Here is a 19,006-nt window from a genome sequence, read left to right as displayed (position 1 = left end):
TCCGTCACCCCGTGAGGGCGGCGCGGGCGTCATTCCGAGCGGTCGAGGATGCCGCGCACCCGCGCACGCGCACCGCCGAGATCGTACGAGCCCACGAGCGCGGACGCCATGCGTACCGGATCGCCGAAGAAGAAGTACTCGTACAGCGACTGCCGGCCGGCGAACGAGGAGACGGCGGCATCCGCCGCGAGACGGAACAGGGCGGTGCGCTCGCGCGCGCCGAGCGTCGCCGACTGCAGGTACTGCTCCAGATCGCCGTGGACGTCGGACGCGAATTCGGAGTCGCTCGGGGTCGCCATGAGTCCCGATGCCCCCAGCGTGCGGATGATGTCGGTCAGACGCGGGGCGACGTGCGTGGGGTACCAGTTGCGGGCCGCGTTCAGCGTCGCCCAGCGCGGCAGGAACACGCCGAACTCGTTCGCCTCCCCGTCGACCTCGGCGGCACGGAGCAGGGCCCGCTCGATCTCGACGTAGGTGATGAGCTCGGCGAGCTGCTGCTGGATGTGAGGGAACCCCTGGATGCCGATCGCCTCCGCCATCGTGGATGCCAGGCCCAGGAAGAACTCGGTCTTCACGAAGGTGCGCGTGACGACCTGGTGGGTCATGAGCGCTCCCGCACCGGTCTCGGTGTAGAGCGTGTTGCAGAGATCGGGTCGGCCCAGGATGAACACGCGCTCCGCGGGGACGAACACGTCGTCGAAGACGGCCACGGCATCCATCTCGTCGAAGCGGGATGCGAGGGGCTCGTCGAACGCGGAGCCTCCGCGGTGCAGCGGAGTGCGGCAGTGCAGCCGGAGGCCGGGGGCATCAGTGGGGATCGCGAAGGCGAAGCTGTAGGCGGCATCCTCGGGGACGTTGCGCAGCACGGTCGAGGGAAGCACGAGCAGCTCGTCGGCGACGGGAGCCGAGGTCGCCAGGATCCGCGCCCCGCGGACCACGATGCCGTCGGCGCGTTCCTCGACCACGCGTGCCGCGAGCTGCCCGTCGCCCTGTCCGACGGCGGGCACCGCGCGGTTGACCTGGGGCGGCAGGAGCGTGTGCGAGAGCACGAGGTCGCCGGCGCGCACGCGCTCGGCGTAGGCGAGCACGCGCTCGGCGTAGACATCACCCGCCCGCGCGAAGAACGCCGACGAGCCCGCGAACGCGGCGAGCGCCGATGACAGGTAGTCGCCCGTGCGACCCAGGAACCCCGCGCTCTCCCCCGCCCACACCTGCATCCCGCGGCGTCGGCGCGCCAGATCCTCGGGGGCGCGCGGGACGAGGTGAGCAATCGGTTCGACCTCACCGGTGTCGCTGACGAACGTGACCTCGTCGCGGCGCGCGGGGTCGTTGGACAGGTCCGCGAGCCGAGCGTATTCGCGGGCGACCGGCGCGAACGCCGGGTGTTCCGCGATGCGGGCCGTGACGACCTCGCCGTCGAGGTGCACCTCCGGGTGCCGAGCGTTCAGGCGGGCGAGGTAATCGGAACCGGGGCGTGCGGGCATGGGGGAACCTTTCGGGGAGCAAAGCCTGTGACGGGACGAGTCGACGCGCGGGTCAGAAGAGCAGCTCGTGCCCTCGGGGCGCCTCGTGCACGGTCGTGAACTGGCCGTTGACGAAGCCGAGGGCGTCGCCGGCCCGATAGCCGAAGTCCACGACCTTCCCGATGAAGAGCGTGTGGTCGCCGCCGTCGTACTCCGCCCACGGCTCGCATTCGAACCAGCCGAGCACCCCCGCGAGCCGCGGAGCCCCGCCCCCGTCCTCCCACACCGGCTCGACCTGCGGACGACCCGCGAAGGTCAAGGCCAGTCCCTGCTGCTCGGCGCCGAGGATATTGATGGTGAAAGGCGTGTCGTGCAGCATTTCGTGCGTTCGCACGGTGCGTTGGATCGACACGAGGACGAGAGGCGGTTCCATCGACACCGATGTGAAGGAGTTGACCGTGATCCCGTGACGGGGCCGCTCGCCCTCGGCATCCGCCGTGTGGAAGGTGACCACGGCGACGCCCGTCGCGAACCGGCCGAGTCCCCCACGGAAGAAGTGCGCGGTCGGGCGGAAGAGCGTCGACTCGGGCGGGAACGTCTCGATGGAGCTCATCATCATGGGGGGGGTCCTCTCTGACCGGGTGGGACCATCGTGCGCCGCCCGTGGCGTGAGCGTCTGGTGAATGCGCGTACGAGGCTTGGCTCCCAGTGCCGGGATGGATGCCGGTTCCCTCCGCGTGGCGGGCGCGGCGACGTACGCTCTTTGTGTCCGAGCCGATGTCGGCTCGCTCGATCACAACGTTGTGAGGTGAGTGACGATGCAATCCCCGACGCCGTCCGCGGTGGTCCCCGGCCTGATCCGCGAGCACGCTCTGGGAAAGGAACAGTGGCAGGCGATCGCCTCCCGGTCCTTCGTCCCCCTCACCGTGGAATCCCCGCGGGGGACGCGCTTCAGCGCACATCTGGAGGGGCGTGTCAGCGACGGCATCCTCTTCTCGACCGTTCGCGCCAGCGGACATTCGGTCACCCGCTCGCAAGATCTTGTCGACGCGTCGGCGGAGTCGTACGTCAAGCTGACGCTGCAGCTCAGCGGGACCGGCGTCCTCACGCAGGACGATCGCACCGCCCTGCTCTCCCCCGGCGACATCGTGCTGTATGACACGAGCCGTCCCTACACGCTCGCGTTCGCCGACGACCTCGCGGCCGTGGTCGTGATGTTCCCGCACCGCATGATCAATGTCGATGCGACGATCCTGCGCGGACTGACGGCGGTGCGCATCCCGGGCGACCAGGGCTTCGCCCGTGCGGTCGGGCACTTCCTCGCCGGCCTGGCGAGCGCGCTGCCGACCCTCGACGATGCCACCGGCGTGCAGGTGACGCACAACACGATGGATCTGATCGCGACGATGGTCGGACAGGAACTCCGCGACGCTCCCTGGTCGGACCCGCACGCCGAGTTGATGTTCCGCATCGACACGTTCATCAACGCGCACCTGCACGAACCCGATCTGGGCCCCGAGCGCATCGCGGCGGCGGCGTACATCTCCACGCGCCACCTGCACACACTGTTCCAGCGGCGTGGGACGACGGTGTCCCACTGGGTCCGCGACCGCCGGCTCGACCACGTGCGCCGCGATCTTCGCGATCCGCGGCACGCCCGCGAAGGAGTGGCGGCGGTGGCGGCGGCCTGGGGTTTCACCGACCCGTCGCACTTCAGCAAGCTGTTCCGAGCGGAGATGGGCGTCTCCCCCAGCGAGTACCGCGGGGCGACGGTCGGCTGAACTGCCGCGGCATCCCCGCCGAGGGGGACCGCCGCGCGCACGACGACGCGCCGGGGCGGGAACGGATGCTCCTGCCCCGGCGCGGGCCTTCCTCACACGCGGACGAGTTGCTCCACGGCGAAGGTCATCACGATCGCGCCGTTCGTCGCGTAGCGGGGAACGTCGGCCTGGACGGCTTCGCCCTCGGGCGACGCGAGCGCGGCCCCGAGGTCGTCCGCGGAATCGAACGTCGCCTCGAACACCGCGAAATAGGGCGACGGAGCGGGCCCCGGGTCGACCGCCAGGGTGAACGAGATCTCGCGTACCCCGGGGAGCTTCTCGCACAGGGGCAGATGCACCGTCCGGTAATGCTCCTCGAAGGCGACCCGATCGACCGGCTCCGGGTAGAGGACGAGCAGCTTATGCATGGGCGGGCTCCTCGCTCGCGTCGTGGGCCGCGGTGCGCGCGATGGCTGCGGCCGCGATCTCCGGCGATCCGACGACATCGTCCCATTGGGCGATGGGGTCATTGAAGTTCTGGGTGAATTCGTCGGCCAACGTCGGCGATTGGCTCATCGCGCCCAGCAGATCGATCATGTGCGCCGCCGGGGGGACCTGGACCATGAGGTTCGTCCAGTCGCTGACCTTCTCGACGCGCTCACGGCGCCGTGCCGCCGCCCGGCGGCCGAGGTCGGCGCCGAAGCCACGGTCTTCGAGGATCTCCTGGCCCACGGTGTATCCCGAGTAGGAGGCCGAGTTCCCGCCCTGACCGATAACGGGGTCCAGCACGGAGTGGACGTCACCGGCAGCGATGACCACCGTGCCGTTGTCGAGGACGCGATAGTCGTTGCGCAGCACCGGGCGCACCGCGCCCTGCAGAAGATCCTGAGGTCGGGCGAGTTCGAACGTGGATTCGTCGATGCGGGCCGACACGGTCGGGTGGTACTGCCGCACCTTGTCGAGCACGAGACGGCGGAACGCCTCGGGATCGTCGTCGTACCGCGCATCGGCGAGCACCTCGGTGTCTCCGCCGATGACGTTCTCGAACAGCAGCGCGTGGGTGTGTCCGGCGAAGCTGTAGAGCGGGATGTCGAGCAGTTCGCCTTGCCCCGGGGCAATGCTGAGCGTCACGCTCTTGGTGTCCTCGTTCGCGACCCCGTGCCAGAGGCCCACCATCAGGCGACGCTGCGGTCCGGCGTAGGGGGTCTTCGCTTCGTTGATGCCGAAGAAGTCGCCGAGGGACTTCTTGCCTGAAGCGACCACGATCGCGTCGTGTTTCTCGCTCAGGGCGTCGAGGTCCTCCGCCTCGACCGAGCGGATTTCGATCCGACCGCCGCGGTCCTCGAAATCGCCCATGAGCGTCGGCTGATAGATGCGGTAGTCCACCGCGCGTGACGGGTTGTGGAAGTTCCCACGGAAGAAGAGGCCGGCGCCTCCCACCCAGTGGTGGTGGCAGAAGTAGCCGAACTCCTCCACCGGCCAGTGGTCGACACCCAGCTCGCGCTCGCGCTCGATCGTGACCGCGTGGTGGGCGACACTGTTGGGCAGTCGGCCCTCGGCCACCTGATCGGCGGTGCGGTCGGTGTAGATGGTGACGGGGATGTCGTGCTGCCGCAGCAGAAGGCCCAGATGCAGGCCCGCCGTTCCAGCGCCGACGACGCCGATGTTCGTCATGCGTCCTCCTGTGGATGCTCTCGCGGAGCGCCTCTCTGCGCACCGTGTGCCCCCGACGGTAGATGTTCGAACACGGATGCAGAATGCTGTCGCCTCACCGTCGCGCCCCTGCACCAGACACCGGCGTGGAGCGACCAGGCGGGGGATCTCGGACGCCGATGGCACCCGCCGGAGTGACCTCCACGGAAAAATGAACGGCCGGGGTACCCGTGGGTACGTCCCAGCCGTTCTCGCCTGCGGTGAGGCTCAGTCCTCGTCGTCGTCTTCGTCATCCTCGTCGTCGTCGCTCACGATCTCGATGTCCTCGACCTCGAGTTCGGGCGTGAGCTGGACGTGCACGAGCGAGTCGGGGAACGACGTCGCCCCCGCGAACACCACGATGATCGCGTCCGCGAAGACTCCCACCCCGACGGCCTCCAGGTCGGTACGCAGGTCGATCTCGGCATCCACCTCGTCGTCCTCGACGGCTTCCTCGATCTCCGTGGCGACCTCATCGACGATCGCGCGCCAACGATCCTCGCTGACCGTCAGGATGTCGGAGAGGGATGCCACGATCGCGTCGACATCGGGGTCGTCGACGTCCTCGATCTCGGGGTCGAGATCGACCTCCACCTCGACGCCCGCAGCATCCAAGTGGGCGAGGCCCACGACGGTGTCTTCGTCGATCGTCGGCTCGTCGAGCAGGCCGCTCTCGGTGACGCGGCGGAGGAGGTCGTTGAGCACGGAGTCAGTCATGAGACGACGATGCCACGTCCGGCGACCTCCGCGCACCCCTTGCCAACGATGCGGGAGGAGTTCAACCGCCCGTCACCCCTCGTTCGGCGACGGAACGACGAAGCGGGGGCACCGTTTCCGGTACCCCCGCCTCGTCTGCCTCACCTGCCGGGAGTGCAGTCCTGGATCAACGCATATGTTGCGCGCCGTTCGCCTGGAGCCCAACTCACCACACTGGCCACGTTCCCGAGCTCGTTGTTCTGTGAGTCTTTGAGCGCCTCGCCGTTGTAGTACAGCTTGCCGTTGGGGACGTGGAAATACAGGGCGCCGACCGGAACCGCGGCGGGATCCGTGTTCGATCCGTCGATACCAGTGACGTCCGAACCTCCGGCAGAAGACGCAACGTTGTCCGTCGTCATGAAATCCGCGAAGTAGCCGTTGATCCAGTAACCGATCGCGCGGGCCACACCGCCCGTTACGGGGCCGATCTGACCGGGACCAGGTTGTCCTGCCTGGAACCAGAGATCGCCTTCATTGAGGAAGTACTCTGCACCGATCGGCTTAGACCCCAGAGGGGTACTGCCCTGGACGAAGGTCGTGACCAGGGGATTCGCGTTCTTCTCTCGACGGCGGGCGGCACCATCCCTCTCCCGATAGTTGACCGCAGGCTGCCCGTACACCCATCCCCGCGCCATCTGAACCTCTTCGCCCACGAGGTCCGAGACCTCGACGTCGTCCACGATGATCGCGTTGGCGTACCAGAGTTGGCCGGTCTTGCCGTTCAACCAGTACCCCGCTCCCACGGGTTCGGTTCCCAGAGCTGGCGACGCATACACGAAGGCGGTCTTGTCGAGAGCCTTTGCCTGGACACGCTTCGTCGACGAGGAGTTCGGAACGCGGTAATCCGCGTACCGATCTCCTCCCCAGTTCCAGCCGACGACGTCAGTCGCATTCGTGTCCACGATCTGCCCCTCGAAGCTGAGGACACCATCGCCGCTGACGAAGTAGTCGGCGCCGCGCGGCTCCGACCCCACCGGCGTGCGGCCCTGAGTCCAGTCCTTGAGCTCACCGTTCGTCTCCTGAAGCCGATAGGCACCCAGATCCTGCGTCCGGTAGTCGCAGAAAGGCAGATATCCGCCATCGATCCACGCGGCCCCCGACGCGACATTTGCCGCAACGGTGCTCCCCTGGTACAAGAGATCGCTTCCTGCGAGCTGGAACCCGTACCCCAGAAGCGTCGCGGTGAGAGGCACGTTGCTGTAGGGCGACGACAGCGGAACTCCATTCTGCAAGTCCACTCGACCCGCGCCGCTTGCATCAAAGTAGTCAGCGAAAAAGCGTCCGCTGTCGGCCTGCTGCGACCACCCCACGGCGTCTTTCACCCCGGTTGCGACGGACGTTCCCGCGAACCAGAGCTCGCCGTCCGCCGCCAGTGCGTACTTCGAACCGACGAGCTTCGAATTGAGGGGTGCACCACCCGCGAGCCAAGTCTGCTCGGCGGGGTCGGCGCCCTTTGCACGTAGCGCCCGGGCATCCGAGGTGCGGTACGTGACGTGATATCCGGCGGAGCTGCTGTCGTTCCAGGCGTCCAATGATGCCGGGTTGGTGGTGACGGTGGTGCCGCCAAACCACAAGACCTTGGCCGACGTCAGGAAGTACCCCGACCCGAGCAACTCGGCCTGGACGGGCGCTCCCGAGTACGTCGCCACGTTCGGGGTTCCCCCATCCGCGCGGCGCACGACCCCTCCGCCGTCACGGTAGTCCGCGCAGGCGACGGTTCGAGTTGCGTCGTACCACCCCTTCGCCTCGACGACGCCGTTCGCGACGAGAACCGGGTTATCGTCAGCGCCGCAGTAGTAGAGGTCACCGGTGGGCGTGAGGAAGTAGTAGATCCCCACCGCCTGAACGCCGCTCGGAGCGGTCGAGTTCCGCCAGTACTGGTACTGCACACTGTGCTCAATCAAGCGGTAGTGATTGCCGTTCTTGGCGTGGATGTCAGCATGCATGTACAACTGATCCGACCAGGGCGTGATCTGGTCGTACGTGACGGGGGTGCCGTCCGAGAACAGGACGGGTCTGTCATACCAATAGAGTGCGCCACCCGCCGCAAGGAAATACCCGCGCGAAAGCGCTATCTCGTACCCGATACCGGCCTTCGTCCAGTCCGCCGGCCGCGCGTCGCCCGCCCGGTGACCGACACCGTCGCGCGTGACGTAGTCGCAGACCTGGTGCCCCCAGTTGTGCATGTAGAAACCCGCTGCGGACGCGACATTCGTCGCGATGAGTGAGCCCTGCCAGTACAGTTCACCTTTGTCATTGAGAAAGTAGTCGGCCCCGACAGCAGCCGCGCTCGCCGGCATCGGCGAGTACGTCTTGGCGATCGCGCCGTCAATCATCTGCACGAGGGTGCCCGACTCCAGCTGGACGTCCGCCGATTCCACCCCGTTGACCCAGGACACCGCGGCGGAGACACCGTGGAGAACAGCTCCCCTGTTGAGGTGATAGAGCACTTTGTCGAGCAAGAAGTAGAAGCAACCAATCGCCTTCGCGCCTTCGGGGACGTTCTGGTGGACGAACTCCCGAGGGTTCGCGTTGAATGCGCGGATCGACTCACCAGCGGTCGTGGTGTATCCACAGAAATCTCCCGCACCACGAATGTGGTACCCCGCCGCGCTCGTTACGCCCGTCACCAGGAGCTTGCCCTGGTAGTACAACTCCTGCTTTTCGGCCTCGTAGTAATACGAAGCGCCGATCGACAACGCATTCTCGGGCATCGGTGACCACTGAGAGTCGATGGTCTGGTCCCACAGACGGAGCGACAATCCCGAGAAGGTGCGGACGTCAGCTGTCATCTGATGGCCAGCGGACCACGCAATCGCCTTGTCCACGCCATTGATCGCGAACTTCCCGTTCCAGTAGAGCTGGCCGACGTCTGTGAGGTAGTACATCGTGCCGAGGGCGCGTGCACCCGCCGGGGTACCGATGTAGACCGAGTCGCGCGGGGCCTTCTCCCAGGCGCGAAGCGCCTCGCCGGACTCCGTCGTGTAGTCGGCATAAAGCGGCCCACCGTTGTAGAACCATCCGACGGCCGAAGTGACCTGAGTGGCCACGAAATCCCTCCGGAAGAAGAGGTCACCATCGTCTGAGAGGAAGTAGTCCGCGCCGATGGGCCGCGCAGTCTCCGGCAAGGGAGAGAAAGTCCGATCGATCGTGTATGTGGTAGCGCGAAGGAGCACGCCCGTTCTGAGTTCGATGTCCGCGTGATGTCCATCAGAACCACACCAGGTCACGACCGACTTGACGTTTCCCGTCACCCGGGAGGTGTAGTGGTAGAGATCGCCGTCGGCGGTGAGGAAGTACGCCTGCCCGATCGGACGCGCATCCGTGGGTAGACCGGACGGGTAGGGGTTTTCGTGTGCGGTGCCGGAGGCACGCCTCATGCCTCCGTTGCCGGGGAGAAGGTAGTCCGCGTACTGCGTACCGTTCGGCGCGTAAAGCCACCCGGCGGCCGCGACCACCTCTTCTTCGACCTTGACGCCTTCGAACCACAATTGGTTTGTCGGCGACAGGAAGTAGTTGGCTCCGATCGCGATCGATCCCGGAGGTGTGTTGGGCCACGTGCGATTCGCCGTCTGCGCGAGCCGGGCTTCTTCCGCAGTGCTGTTGGCTTGGACGCGGAGCGTGGAGACCGCGGTCACCCCCTCGGCGATGGCGGTGATCGCGGCCGTGCTCGAGGCGTTGGGAACTGAGATGCCCGGGACGACATAGACACCGTTCGCGTCCGTTACACCATTCACGGTTGTCCCGCCCGAGAGGAAGGCGAAACCGGCCGGGAGCGTGACCGTGACACCCTTGGATTGCGCGGGGCTCGTTCCATTCATCAGCGTCAGGGTGATGCCCGTAACGGTGGAGCAGCCGACCGCTGAATACGACGTCTTGTCGAACGCGAGTGTGAGACCGGACGCTGCGTGAGCCGGCGCGGCGGTCGCGAGAGCGACGGCCGGAACGGTCCACGCCGCGCCGGCAAGAACGGTGCGGCGGCCGACCGACTTGGGAGGGGGCTGCTCCCCCTCGATACGGGCTCCCCGTTCGGGCACGTCAATCGTCACAATGTCTCCCCTAATCGAACGGGCCGCCGAGCGCGGCCCCGAGATACGAATGAAGGCATCGGGTATGCCTCGGAGACGACGTAACAGGCTGCGGGGAAACAGAACAGACACGGGGGTCGCGTCACGGGAGCGGGTGACTTTGCAGGAGCGCCGAAAATTCAGCCCCATCACAGTGCGCCGCCCGGCGGGTCGACCTATCGATCACCCGAACGGTCACCCTCCACGAGCGTCCGTATGGCCGCTTGTGGGGGAGGGGCCGCAACGAAACGCGTGAACGCGCCTCAGTCCGAAACGGTCGCCGCGCGCTCCGCCGCCTCGACGACGTTCGTCATCAGCAGGGCCACGGTCATCGGCCCCACGCCGCCCGGGTTGGGGGAAAGGAACCCCGCGACCTCGGCCACATTGGGGTGCACGTCGCCGTACACTCGGTTCTTGCCGGTCTCGGGGTCGATCTCGCGCGTCACACCGACGTCCAGCACCGCGGCGCCCGGCTTGACATCCTCGGCGCGCACGATGTGCTTCACGCCCGCGGCAGCCACGATCACGTCGGCCTCACGCAGATGCTTCGCCAGGTCGGCGGTGCCGGTGTGCGTGAGCGTCACCGTGGCGTTGATCTCGCGGCGGGTCAGCAGCAGCCCGATGGAGCGGCCGATCGTGACACCGCGGCCGACGACGACGACCTCCTTGCCCTTCAGGTCGTAGCCGTTTCGCAGCAGCAGCTCGATGACGCCGCGCGGCGTGCACGGGAGGGGCGTCGTGATGGGGGCGTTGACGTTAAGCACGAGGCGGCCGAGGTTCGTGGGGTGCAGGCCGTCGGCATCCTTCGCCGGATCGATGCGCTCGAGGATCGCGTCGGTGTCGAGGTGCTTCGGCAGCGGCAGCTGCACGATGTACCCGTGGCAGGACGGGTCGGCGTTGAGGCCGTCGATGACCGCCTCGACCTCTTCCTGCGTGGACTCTGCGGGAAGCTCGACCTGGATCGAGTTCATGCCGATCGCCTCGGACTGCTTGTGCTTCATGCCGACGTACAGCTGCGATGCGGGGTCGGCACCGACGAGCACCGTCGCGATGCCGGGCACGATGCCGCGTTCGCGCAGGGCGGCGACGCGCTCGGCGAGCTCCGTCTTGATCGCCGCCGCAGCGGCCTTGCCGTCGAGAATCGTCGCCGTCATGGCATCCCTCGTTCTGTCTCTGTCGTTCGTAGGGTGTCGCGTCGTGGCGCCGACGCGGGCCACCTTCCCCGCGACGCCGTACACGGCGGCGACGAGGCCGGATGCCGGGGCCCGGCGCCGCGGAACACGCGACGTCGAGCCCCGGCGGGGCTCACTGCTGCAGGCCGGGGTACAGCGGGAATGCGGCCGTGAGCGCAGCGACGCGGGTGCGCAGCGCCTCGACATCGGCGCCCGGGATCAGGGCCAGGGCGATGATGTCGGCGACCTCGGTGAACTCGGCGTCACCGAAGCCGCGCGTCGCGAGCGCCGGGGTGCCGATGCGCAGCCCCGACGTGACCATCGGCGGGCGCGGGTCGTTGGGGACGGCGTTGCGGTTGACCGTGATGTGGATCTCGTGGAGCAGGTCTTCGGCCTGCTTGCCGTCGATCTCGGCATCCCGCAGGTCGACGAGGACGAGGTGCACGTCGGTGCCGCCCGAGCGGACGGCGATGCCGGCGCTCTTCACGTCGTCCTGCGTGAGGCGGTCGGCGATGATCGAGGCGCCGCGGAGGGTGCGCTCCTGACGCTCCTTGAACTCGGGCGTCATCGCGAGCTTGAACGCCGTGGCCTTGGCGGCGATGACGTGCATGAGCGGGCCGCCCTGCTGGCCCGGGAAGACCGCGGTGTTGATCTTCTTGGCCAGGTCGGGGTCGTTCGTGAGGATGAGGCCGGAACGCGGGCCGCCGATCGTCTTGTGCACGGTGGTCGAGACGACGTGGGCGTGCGGGATCGGGGACGGGTGCACGCCCGCGGCGACGAGACCGGCGAAGTGGGCCATGTCGACCCACAGGTACGCGCCGACCTCGTCGGCGATCGCGCGGAACGCGGCGAAGTCGAGCTGGCGCGGGTACGCCGACCAGCCGGCGATGATGACCTTCGGCTTGTGCTCGACGGCGAGGCGGCGGACCTCGTCCATGTCGATGATCGAGGTCTCGGGGTCGACGCCGTAGGCGACGATGTCGTAGAGGCGGCCGGAGAAGTTGATCTTCATGCCGTGGGTCAGGTGACCGCCCTGGTCGAGCGAGAGACCGAGCAGCGTGTCGCCGGGACGGGCGATCGCGTGCAGCACCGCGGCGTTGGCGGTTGCACCCGAGTGCGGCTGGACGTTGGCGAAGCCGGCACCGAACAGCGCCTTCGCACGCTCGATCGCGAGCTCTTCGGCGACGTCGACCTCTTCGCATCCGCCGTAGTAACGGCGACCCGGGTAACCCTCGGCGTACTTGTTGGTCAGCACCGACCCCTGCGACTGCAGCACCGAGACGGGAACGAAGTTCTCGGACGCGATCATCTCGAGATAACCGCGCTGGCGGTCGAGCTCGCGCTCGAGCACCTGGGCGATCTCGGGGTCGACCTCCGAGAGCGGGGCGTTGAAGTACGGATCGGTCATGCGATCTCCTTGACGATGGTTCCGGATGCCGCAGGCTCGGGCGAGTCCGCGGAGATACCGCACCGACCCAGGCGTGCGGTCGAATACCGTCAAGCGGTCGCTCCCCGGTGGTTCCCCACCTCAACGCCAGTCGCGACGCCCTCACCCTACCGGGTTTCGCGCGCGACGCGCCCGGGCGAGTCGCTCGTCCGCGAGGTATCCCGCAGGCGCGCCGGCGACGCCCGCGTAAAATGGCGGCGTGACCGACTCTCCCCACGTCCGCGCGCAGGCGCCCCTCGCCCCCGGCATGCGCCCGCGTCCGACGGCGGTCGAGATCGGCAGCGTCCTGTGCGGAATCGCCGCGTTCGTGACGCTCGCCATCTGGGGCTTCACCGGCTGGCCCTTCCCCTGGAACCTCGTCGCCGGGATCGGCGCACCTCTCCTCGCGCTCGTCGTGTGGGCCCTGTTCGTCTCGCCGCGCGCCGTCCTCGCCGTGCACCCGTTCATCCGCGCGATCGTCGAGCTGTTCGTCTACGCGGCGGCGACCATCGCCTGGTGGAGCATGGGGCACGCCTGGATCGGGCTGATCTTCGCGATCGTCGCCGTCACCTTCGGTGCCCTGAACGGCCGCCGGCGCCTGGCGTGACCGTCGACGTCGTCACGCTGCTGAGGGCCGAACTCGGCGACCGCGTCGACGTCTCCCCCGCCTCCCTCTCGGCCGCACGCGCCGACAAATCCGGCCATGCGGCGACCGGCACCCCGCTCGCGGTCGTCCACGCGGCCTCGGTGGAGGACGTGCAGGCAGTGATGCGGATCGCGACGGCGACGCGGACGCCCGTCGTCCCGCGCGGGGCCGGCACCGGCCTCGCCGGGGGTGCCAACACCGGCGGCGGTGAGATCTCGCTGTCTCTGCGAGCGATGAACCGTGTGCGGGAGATCCGCCCCGACGACCTGCTCGCGGTGGTGGAGCCCGGCATCCTGAACGCCGAACTCAACGCGCTCCTCGAGCCGCACGGGGTGTGGTGGGCGCCCGACCCCGCGAGTCGCGCGATCTCGACCGTGGGCGGCAACATCGCGACGGGCGCCGGTGGCCTGCTGTGCGCGAAGTACGGCGTCGTCCGGGACGCCGTCCTGGGCCTCGACCTCGTGCTCGCCGACGGACGCCTCCTCCGGCTCGGTCACCGCAGCGTCAAGGGCGTCACGGGCCTCGATCTCACGTCGCTGGTCATCGGGTCCGAGGGAATCCTCGGCGTCGTCGTCGGCGCGACGCTCAAGCTCCGCCGCCTGGTCGTCGGTGAACGCGTGACCCTGACCGCGTTGTTCGACGGCGTCCGGTCGGCGGCGGTGGCCTCGGCCGCGGTGACGGCGTCTGGCATCCAGCCCGCCGTCATGGAGCTGATGGATGCCACCAGCCTCGCCGCCGTGCACCGCCTGCTGTCGCTGTCGACTCCTCCCCCGGGTGCCGCGCAGCTGACCATCCAGACCGATGGGCCCGCCGCCGGCGACGAGGCGCGCGCGATCGCCGAGGTGCTGCACCTCGTCGGCGGCCACGTGTCCGTCGCCGCCGACGAGGCCGAGGGTGAGACGCTGCTCGCCGTGCGCCGAGCGCTCCATCCCGCGATGGAGACCCTGGGGACGACGCTCATCGAGGACGTTTCCGTTCCTCGGAGCGCGCTTCCCGCGATGTTCGACGCGATCGCGCGCATCGAACGGCAGTACGGCCTCGTCATTCCCACGGTCGCCCACGCCGGTGACGGCAACCTCCACCCGAACTTCGTCTTCGATGGCCCTGATGTGCCCGACGTCGTCTGGTCCGCGGCGGAAGACCTGTTCCGCGCCGCCCTCGCCCTCGGCGGCACCCTCACCGGAGAGCACGGCATCGGGGTACTCAAGAGACGGTGGCTCGCCGACGAGCTCGGCGACGACCAGTGGCTCCTGCAGCGCGACATCGCGCGCGTGTTCGACCCGCTTGGCATCCTGAATCCGGGCAAGGTCTTCGCGACGTGACGCATCGCGCAGCGGTGTAACCAGAACGTGACAAACCTCACGGCTGCGCCGGAGGATGCCCACCTAGCATGGAAAGACTGACTTTCCCGGGGGGTTCACTCATGACCGACGGCGCGAACGGCACCGACGGAGCCACGTACGCCTGGGCTCCGCCCGAGCCCGCCAAGCGGAAGAACCGCTCGGGGCTGTGGATCGGCATTCCCGCGGGAGCGACCGCGGTCGCGCTGATCGCGGCTTCGCTGGTGCTCATCGCGCCCGGCGCCTCGGTGGCCGGAGTCCAGATCGGCGGCCTCACCGCCGGCGCCGCGGCCCAGGCCATCTCGGCCCGGCTCGCCAGCACCGAAGTGACCGTGCAGAGCCCCGCGGGAGAAGTCACCGTCTCGGGCGCCGACCTGGGCGCGACCGTGGACGCCACCGCGATCGCCGAGAAGGCCTTCGCCGACAACCCGATGTGGAAGCCCTCGTCGTGGTTCCCCGCCGGCACGGGCGTGGAGATCCAGGTCGACCCCGCCGAGGCCTCGGCGGTTCTGCGCGAGCGCGCCCCCTCGACCTATCGCGCGCCGGTCGATGCGACCGTCGCGTTCGACTCCGGCTCGCAGTCCTACGTCTCGACGCCCGCTGAGGCAGGCGAGGGCATCGACGTCGCCACCGTCACGGCTGCCCTGCAATCCGCCTTCGACGCCGGCTCGGCGACGACCTCCGTGGATGCCGGGGTCGTCGCGGTCGACGCTCCCGTCAGCACCGACGAGGCCGGAGCGGCCGTGGCAACGCTCAACGGCATCCTCGACTCGGTCGGCTTCTACATCGGCGACGAGCGAACCGTTCCCGTCGACCGTGCGACCGCCGCCTCGTGGCTGGCCGTGACCTCCGACGGCACCGGTGCCTTCGCGATCTCCGCCGATCAGGCCGGCATCCAGAAGGTCGTCGATGGCCTCGCGGGGACGGTCGACCGCGGCGCCGTGAACGCCGACGTCATCGTCGACACCGGCGGTGAGGTCATCAAGACGCTCACCGAGGGTCAGACGGGTCGTTCGCTCGGCGACACGGCCGGTGTCGCCGCCGCCTTCGCCGCGCAGCTGGCCGAGGGCAACGGCAAGTACGTCCTCACCGTCGCCGAGACGCCGTTCGAGACGACCAAGACCGAGCGCAACATCGACGTCAACCTCAGCGCGCAGACCGTCACCCTGTACGAGAACGGCCAGGTGTACCAGCACTGGTCGATGTCGTCCGGCAAGAGCGGGTGGGAGACCCACACCGGCAACTTCCGCATCGGCTGGAAGACCGACCTGCAGGACATGGGCTGCGCGCCCGGCTACGACTGGTGCACCAAGGACGTTCCGTGGGTCGCCTACTTCAACGGCGACGAGGGCTTCCACGGCACCTACTGGCACAACAACTTCGGAACGCCCATGAGCCACGGCTGCATCAACCTCACGATCGCCAACGCCAAGTTGCTCTACGACTGGGCCTACCGCGGCACCGAGGTGTCGGTGCACTACTGAGCCACCCGCAGACAGGGGTCGGATGCCAGGGCATCCGGCCCCTTCTTCGTTGGGGACGGGCGGCGCAGGGCGCGCGCAACGGGCGTGGATGCTCGGGCGGCGGGCGGTTGCGCGGCGGGGAGTCGTGCGGCGGGCGGTTGTGATGCGCGCGGTTGTAGAGCGGGGTCGCGGGCCGGGGAGTCGTGCGGCGGGAACGGAAGAGGGGCGGATGCCGATGGCATCCGCCCCTCGGGGTTCAGGCGATCAGCGGAGGCCGTCGATGATCCCGTTCAGTGTTGCGGAGGGACGCATGACCTTCTCGACCAGGGCGACGTCGGGGCGGTAGTAGCCGCCGATCTCGGCCGGGTGCCCCTGCACGGCGAGGAGCTCCTCGACGATGGTGTCCTCGTTCGAGGCGAGGGCCTCGGCGACCGGTGTGAAGACGGCGGCGAGGTCGGCATCCGTCGTCTGCTTCGCCAGCTCCTGCGCCCAGTAGAGAGCCAGGTAGAAGTGGCTGCCGCGGTTGTCGATCGTGCCGAGCGCGCGGCCGGGCGACTTGTCGTTCTCGAGGAACGTGCCGGTCGCGGCATCCAGCGTGTCCGCCAGCACCTGCGCCCGGGCGTTGCCGGTGAAGCCGGCGTAGTGCTCGAGCGACGCGGCGAGGGCGAAGAACTCGCCGAGCGAGTCCCAGCGCAGGTAGTCCTCTTCGAGGAGCTGCTGCACGTGCTTGGGCGCCGATCCGCCCGCACCGGTCTCGAACAGACCACCGCCGGCGAGCAGCGGCACGATCGAGAGCATCTTGGCGCTCGTGCCGACCTCGAGGATCGGGAACAGGTCGGTGAGGTAGTCGCGCAGCACGTTGCCGGTCACCGAGATGGTGTCGAGGCCGTGGCGCAGACGCGCGAGCGTGTAGCGGGTGGCTTCGGCCGGCGGCAGGATGAGCAGCTCGAGGCCCTGCGTGTCGATCGTGGCGAGGGCCTGGTACACCTTCGCGATGATCTGCGCGTCGTGGGCGCGGTTGACGTCGAGCCAGAACACCGCGGGGACGTTCGTGGCACGGGCGCGGCGCACGGCGAGACCCACCCAGTCGACGATCGCGACGTACTTCGTCTGCGTCGCGCGCCAGATGTCGCCCGGCTGCACGTCGTGCTCGATGACGACGTTGCCGTCGCCGTCGACGACCTCGACACGGCCGGCGGCGGCGATCTCGAAGGTCTTGTCGTGGCTGCCGTACTCCTCGGCCGCCTGCGCCATGAGGCCGACGTTGGGAACGGTGCCGATCGTGGCCGGGTTCAGCGGACCATTGGCGATCACGTCATCGATCACGGCCTGGTAGACGCCGGCGTACGACGAGTCCGGGATGACCGCGAGCGTGTCACCCTCTCCCCCGTCGACGCCCCACAGCTTGCCGCCGTTGCGCACGAGCGCGGGCATCGAGGCATCCACGATGACGTCGGAGGGGACATGGAGGTTGGTGATCCCCTTGTCGGAGTTGACGTACGACAGGCGCGCAGCCTCGTCGACGGCCTTCTCGAACGCCGCGGCGATCTCGTCGCCGCCCTCGACCGAGGACAGCCCCGACAGGATGCCGCCGAGGCCGTTGTTGGGGTTGAGCCCGGCCGCGGCGATCTTGTCGCCGTACTGGGCGAACACGTCGGCGAAGTACGCCTTGACGACGTGGCCGAAGATGATCGGGTCGCTGACCTTCATCATCGTGGCCTTGAGGTGCACCGAATAGAGCACGTCGTCGGCCTTCGCCTGCGCGACCGTCTCGGCGAGGAACGCGTCGAGGGCTGCGGCGGACAGGAACGTGGCGTCGATGATCTCGCGCGGGAGGACCTTGAGCGAGTCCTTGAGGACCGTGACCGTGCCGTCTTCGGCGGTGTGGCGGATCGTGAGCACGTCGTCGTGGGCGGCGACCCAGGACTTCTCGTTGCTCTTGAAGTCGTCGTGACCCATGGTCGCGACGCGGGTCTTCGAGCCCTCCGCGAACGGCTTGTTGCGGTGCGGGTGCTTCTTGGCGTAGTTCTTCACCGCGAGCGGGGCACGGCGGTCGCTGTTGCCCTCGCGGAGCACCGGGTTCACCGCGGAACCCTTGATGCGGTCGTAGCGCGCCCGCACGTCCTTGTCTTCGACGCTCGCGGCGTCGTCGGGGTAGTCGGGGATGTCATAGCCCTGCGACTGCAGCTCGGCGATCGCGGCCTTGAGCTGCGGGATGGATGCCGAGATGTTCGGCAGCTTGATGATGTTCGCCTCGGGCAGGGTGGCGAGACCGCCGAGCTCGGCGAGGGCGTCACCCACGTGCTGCTCGGGGGTGAGGCGCTGCGGGAAGGCCGCGAGAATGCGGCCGGCGAGCGAGATGTCGCGGGTCTCGACGTCGACACCCGCCTGCGTCGTGACGGCCTGCACGATCGGCAGGAACGACGCGGTCGCGAGCGCCGGCGCCTCGTCGGTGTACGTGTAAATGATGGTGGAATCGGGCACGTCGAATCTCTCCGTAGAGGCGGCCAGGGTTGCTTCTCAGCCTATCGCACCGGCGCAAAGTCTCTTGATGTCGAGATACTTCGCGGCCGTACTCCTGGCGATAAACGCGATTCGCAACGAGGAACGGTGCGGCACCGCGTTTCTCGTCATGGATTGCGTTCATCGCCGCGGGGGCGGGGGCGATGACGGGGCAATGGCATCCGGAATGTTGCGCGGGGCAGCGGGGCGGATAGCCTGGGCGCATGGCCGACCTTCGTCTCGTCGAACTCTCTGCCTCCACGATCGTGGCGGTGAACAACCTGTCGCTGAAGCCTGGGCAGGAACAGTTCCTCGCCCCGGTCAGCTACGGCATCGCCGCCACCGTGATGGATCCGCAGACGTCGTGGCAGCGCGTCGTGCTCGACGGTGACGAGGTCGTCGGGTTCGTGAGCGCGAACTTCGACCCCGAGGCGCAGGAGGAGCACTTCCGGTCGGTGCTGTGGCGCATCAACGTCGACGCCGACGATCAGGGGCGCGGCGTCGGCCGCTTCGCGCTCGGCGAGCTTCTGGAAGAGGCGCGGCGTCGCGGCATGGACCACGTCGACGTCATCTACGAACCCGGTGTCGGCGGCCCCGAAGCCTTCTTCCTGCGCGCGGGCTTCGAGCCCGTCGGCGAGACGGAGTACGGCGAGACGGTGGCGCGCGTTCGCGTCTGAGGTCCGGAAACCCGCGAGCCCCGGCGGCCGCCTCGATCACGT

The 19,006-nt window shown here is 68.3% G+C and carries 14 protein-coding genes and 1 riboswitch; of the genes, 5 read left to right on the top strand and 9 right to left on the bottom strand.

What is annotated here, in order from left to right; genetic code table 11:
* Positions 1 to 29: 29 nt before the first annotated feature.
* A complete protein-coding gene (hpaB, locus tag AC3WLZ_RS03815) occupies positions 30 to 1,484 on the bottom strand; it encodes a 4-hydroxyphenylacetate 3-monooxygenase, oxygenase component (protein ID WP_492469117.1) in 1,455 nt (484 codons plus the stop codon).
* A 52-nt stretch (positions 1,485 to 1,536) separates the two neighbouring features.
* Positions 1,537 to 2,082 carry a flavin reductase family protein gene (locus AC3WLZ_RS03810; RefSeq protein WP_412923764.1) on the bottom strand — a complete coding sequence of 182 codons (546 nt, stop codon included), beginning with the start codon at positions 2,080 to 2,082 and terminating at the stop codon, positions 1,537 to 1,539.
* A gap of 199 nt (positions 2,083 to 2,281) precedes the next feature.
* Here AC3WLZ_RS03810 and AC3WLZ_RS03805 point away from each other — a divergent pair, with 199 nt between their 5' ends.
* Complete coding sequence (locus AC3WLZ_RS03805; RefSeq protein ID WP_412923763.1) at positions 2,282 to 3,244, top strand: AraC-like ligand-binding domain-containing protein; 963 nt, start codon at positions 2,282 to 2,284, stop codon at positions 3,242 to 3,244.
* A gap of 92 nt (positions 3,245 to 3,336) precedes the next feature.
* Here AC3WLZ_RS03805 and AC3WLZ_RS03800 read toward each other — a convergent pair whose 3' ends face one another.
* The 6 genes from AC3WLZ_RS03800 to glyA all read right to left on the bottom strand — a co-directional run bounded on the left by AC3WLZ_RS03800 (position 3,337) and on the right by glyA (position 12,318).
* Positions 3,337 to 3,651, bottom strand: a complete 315-nt coding sequence (locus tag AC3WLZ_RS03800) for an EthD family reductase (protein WP_412923762.1) — start codon at positions 3,649 to 3,651, stop codon at positions 3,337 to 3,339.
* Positions 3,644 to 4,897, bottom strand: coding sequence for a styrene monooxygenase/indole monooxygenase family protein (locus AC3WLZ_RS03795; RefSeq protein ID WP_492469116.1), 1,254 nt, complete (start codon positions 4,895 to 4,897; stop codon positions 3,644 to 3,646). Before AC3WLZ_RS03795 ends, AC3WLZ_RS03800 begins: the two co-directional genes overlap by 8 nt.
* A gap of 246 nt (positions 4,898 to 5,143) precedes the next feature.
* On the bottom strand, positions 5,144 to 5,632 hold the full coding sequence (locus AC3WLZ_RS03790; protein WP_412923760.1) for a cytochrome C5: 489 nt from the start codon (positions 5,630 to 5,632) through the stop codon (positions 5,144 to 5,146).
* A 140-nt stretch (positions 5,633 to 5,772) separates the two neighbouring features.
* On the bottom strand, positions 5,773 to 9,720 hold the full coding sequence (locus tag AC3WLZ_RS03785) for a hypothetical protein (RefSeq protein ID WP_492469114.1): 3,948 nt from the start codon (positions 9,718 to 9,720) through the stop codon (positions 5,773 to 5,775).
* 281 nt (positions 9,721 to 10,001) lie between these two features.
* The gene (locus AC3WLZ_RS03780) at positions 10,002 to 10,892 is read right to left on the bottom strand and encodes a bifunctional methylenetetrahydrofolate dehydrogenase/methenyltetrahydrofolate cyclohydrolase (protein ID WP_492469113.1); all 891 of its coding nucleotides are present in this window, start codon (positions 10,890 to 10,892) and stop codon (positions 10,002 to 10,004) included.
* Between the two features lie 151 nt (positions 10,893 to 11,043).
* The gene (glyA, locus tag AC3WLZ_RS03775) at positions 11,044 to 12,318 is read right to left on the bottom strand and encodes a serine hydroxymethyltransferase (RefSeq protein WP_412923757.1); all 1,275 of its coding nucleotides are present in this window, start codon (positions 12,316 to 12,318) and stop codon (positions 11,044 to 11,046) included.
* A gap of 58 nt (positions 12,319 to 12,376) precedes the next feature.
* Positions 12,377 to 12,462, bottom strand: a riboswitch (ZMP/ZTP riboswitch).
* Positions 12,463 to 12,556: 94 nt separating this feature from the next.
* Between glyA and AC3WLZ_RS03770 the strand changes: the two genes are divergently transcribed.
* From AC3WLZ_RS03770 to AC3WLZ_RS03760, 3 genes are all read left to right on the top strand, one after another.
* Positions 12,557 to 12,943, top strand: a complete 387-nt coding sequence (locus AC3WLZ_RS03770) for a YrdB family protein (protein WP_412923756.1) — start codon at positions 12,557 to 12,559, stop codon at positions 12,941 to 12,943.
* Entirely contained in the window at positions 12,940 to 14,304 is a 1,365-nt protein-coding gene (locus AC3WLZ_RS03765) for an FAD-binding oxidoreductase (protein WP_492469111.1), read from the top strand. Before AC3WLZ_RS03770 ends, AC3WLZ_RS03765 begins: the two co-directional genes overlap by 4 nt.
* A gap of 101 nt (positions 14,305 to 14,405) precedes the next feature.
* Entirely contained in the window at positions 14,406 to 15,806 is a 1,401-nt protein-coding gene (locus AC3WLZ_RS03760) for a L,D-transpeptidase family protein (RefSeq protein ID WP_492469109.1), read from the top strand.
* Between the two features lie 243 nt (positions 15,807 to 16,049).
* Here the strand turns inward: AC3WLZ_RS03760 and AC3WLZ_RS03755 are convergent, their stop codons facing one another.
* On the bottom strand, positions 16,050 to 18,269 hold the full coding sequence (locus AC3WLZ_RS03755) for an NADP-dependent isocitrate dehydrogenase (protein WP_492469107.1): 2,220 nt from the start codon (positions 18,267 to 18,269) through the stop codon (positions 16,050 to 16,052).
* A 242-nt stretch (positions 18,270 to 18,511) separates the two neighbouring features.
* Here AC3WLZ_RS03755 and AC3WLZ_RS03750 point away from each other — a divergent pair, with 242 nt between their 5' ends.
* The gene (locus AC3WLZ_RS03750) at positions 18,512 to 18,964 is read left to right on the top strand and encodes a GNAT family N-acetyltransferase (protein ID WP_412923752.1); all 453 of its coding nucleotides are present in this window, start codon (positions 18,512 to 18,514) and stop codon (positions 18,962 to 18,964) included.
* The last annotated feature ends 42 nt before the right edge of the window (positions 18,965 to 19,006 follow it).

The organism is Microbacterium sp. FW305-3-2-15-F-LB2, from assembly GCF_058787255.1.
Note: the sequence above shows the minus strand (reverse complement) of the source record. Positions and strands in the feature narration are given on the sequence as shown.

What these genes read in the sequence shown, in the direction of transcription:
- hpaB (WP_492469117.1), bottom strand. Translation starts at nt 1,484, where the DNA reads ATGCCCGCACGCCCCGGTTCCGATTACCTCGCCCGCCTGAACGCTCGG.
- AC3WLZ_RS03810 (WP_412923764.1), bottom strand. Translation starts at nt 2,082, where the DNA reads ATGATGATGAGCTCCATCGAGACGTTCCCGCCCGAGTCGACGCTCTTC.
- AC3WLZ_RS03805 (WP_412923763.1), top strand. Translation starts at nt 2,282, where the DNA reads ATGCAATCCCCGACGCCGTCCGCGGTGGTCCCCGGCCTGATCCGCGAG.
- AC3WLZ_RS03800 (WP_412923762.1), bottom strand. Translation starts at nt 3,651, where the DNA reads ATGCATAAGCTGCTCGTCCTCTACCCGGAGCCGGTCGATCGGGTCGCC.
- AC3WLZ_RS03795 (WP_492469116.1), bottom strand. Translation starts at nt 4,897, where the DNA reads ATGACGAACATCGGCGTCGTCGGCGCTGGAACGGCGGGCCTGCATCTG.
- AC3WLZ_RS03790 (WP_412923760.1), bottom strand. Translation starts at nt 5,632, where the DNA reads ATGACTGACTCCGTGCTCAACGACCTCCTCCGCCGCGTCACCGAGAGC.
- AC3WLZ_RS03780 (WP_492469113.1), bottom strand. Translation starts at nt 10,892, where the DNA reads ATGACGGCGACGATTCTCGACGGCAAGGCCGCTGCGGCGGCGATCAAG.
- glyA (WP_412923757.1), bottom strand. Translation starts at nt 12,318, where the DNA reads ATGACCGATCCGTACTTCAACGCCCCGCTCTCGGAGGTCGACCCCGAG.
- AC3WLZ_RS03760 (WP_492469109.1), top strand. Translation starts at nt 14,406, where the DNA reads ATGACCGACGGCGCGAACGGCACCGACGGAGCCACGTACGCCTGGGCT.
- AC3WLZ_RS03750 (WP_412923752.1), top strand. Translation starts at nt 18,512, where the DNA reads ATGGCCGACCTTCGTCTCGTCGAACTCTCTGCCTCCACGATCGTGGCG.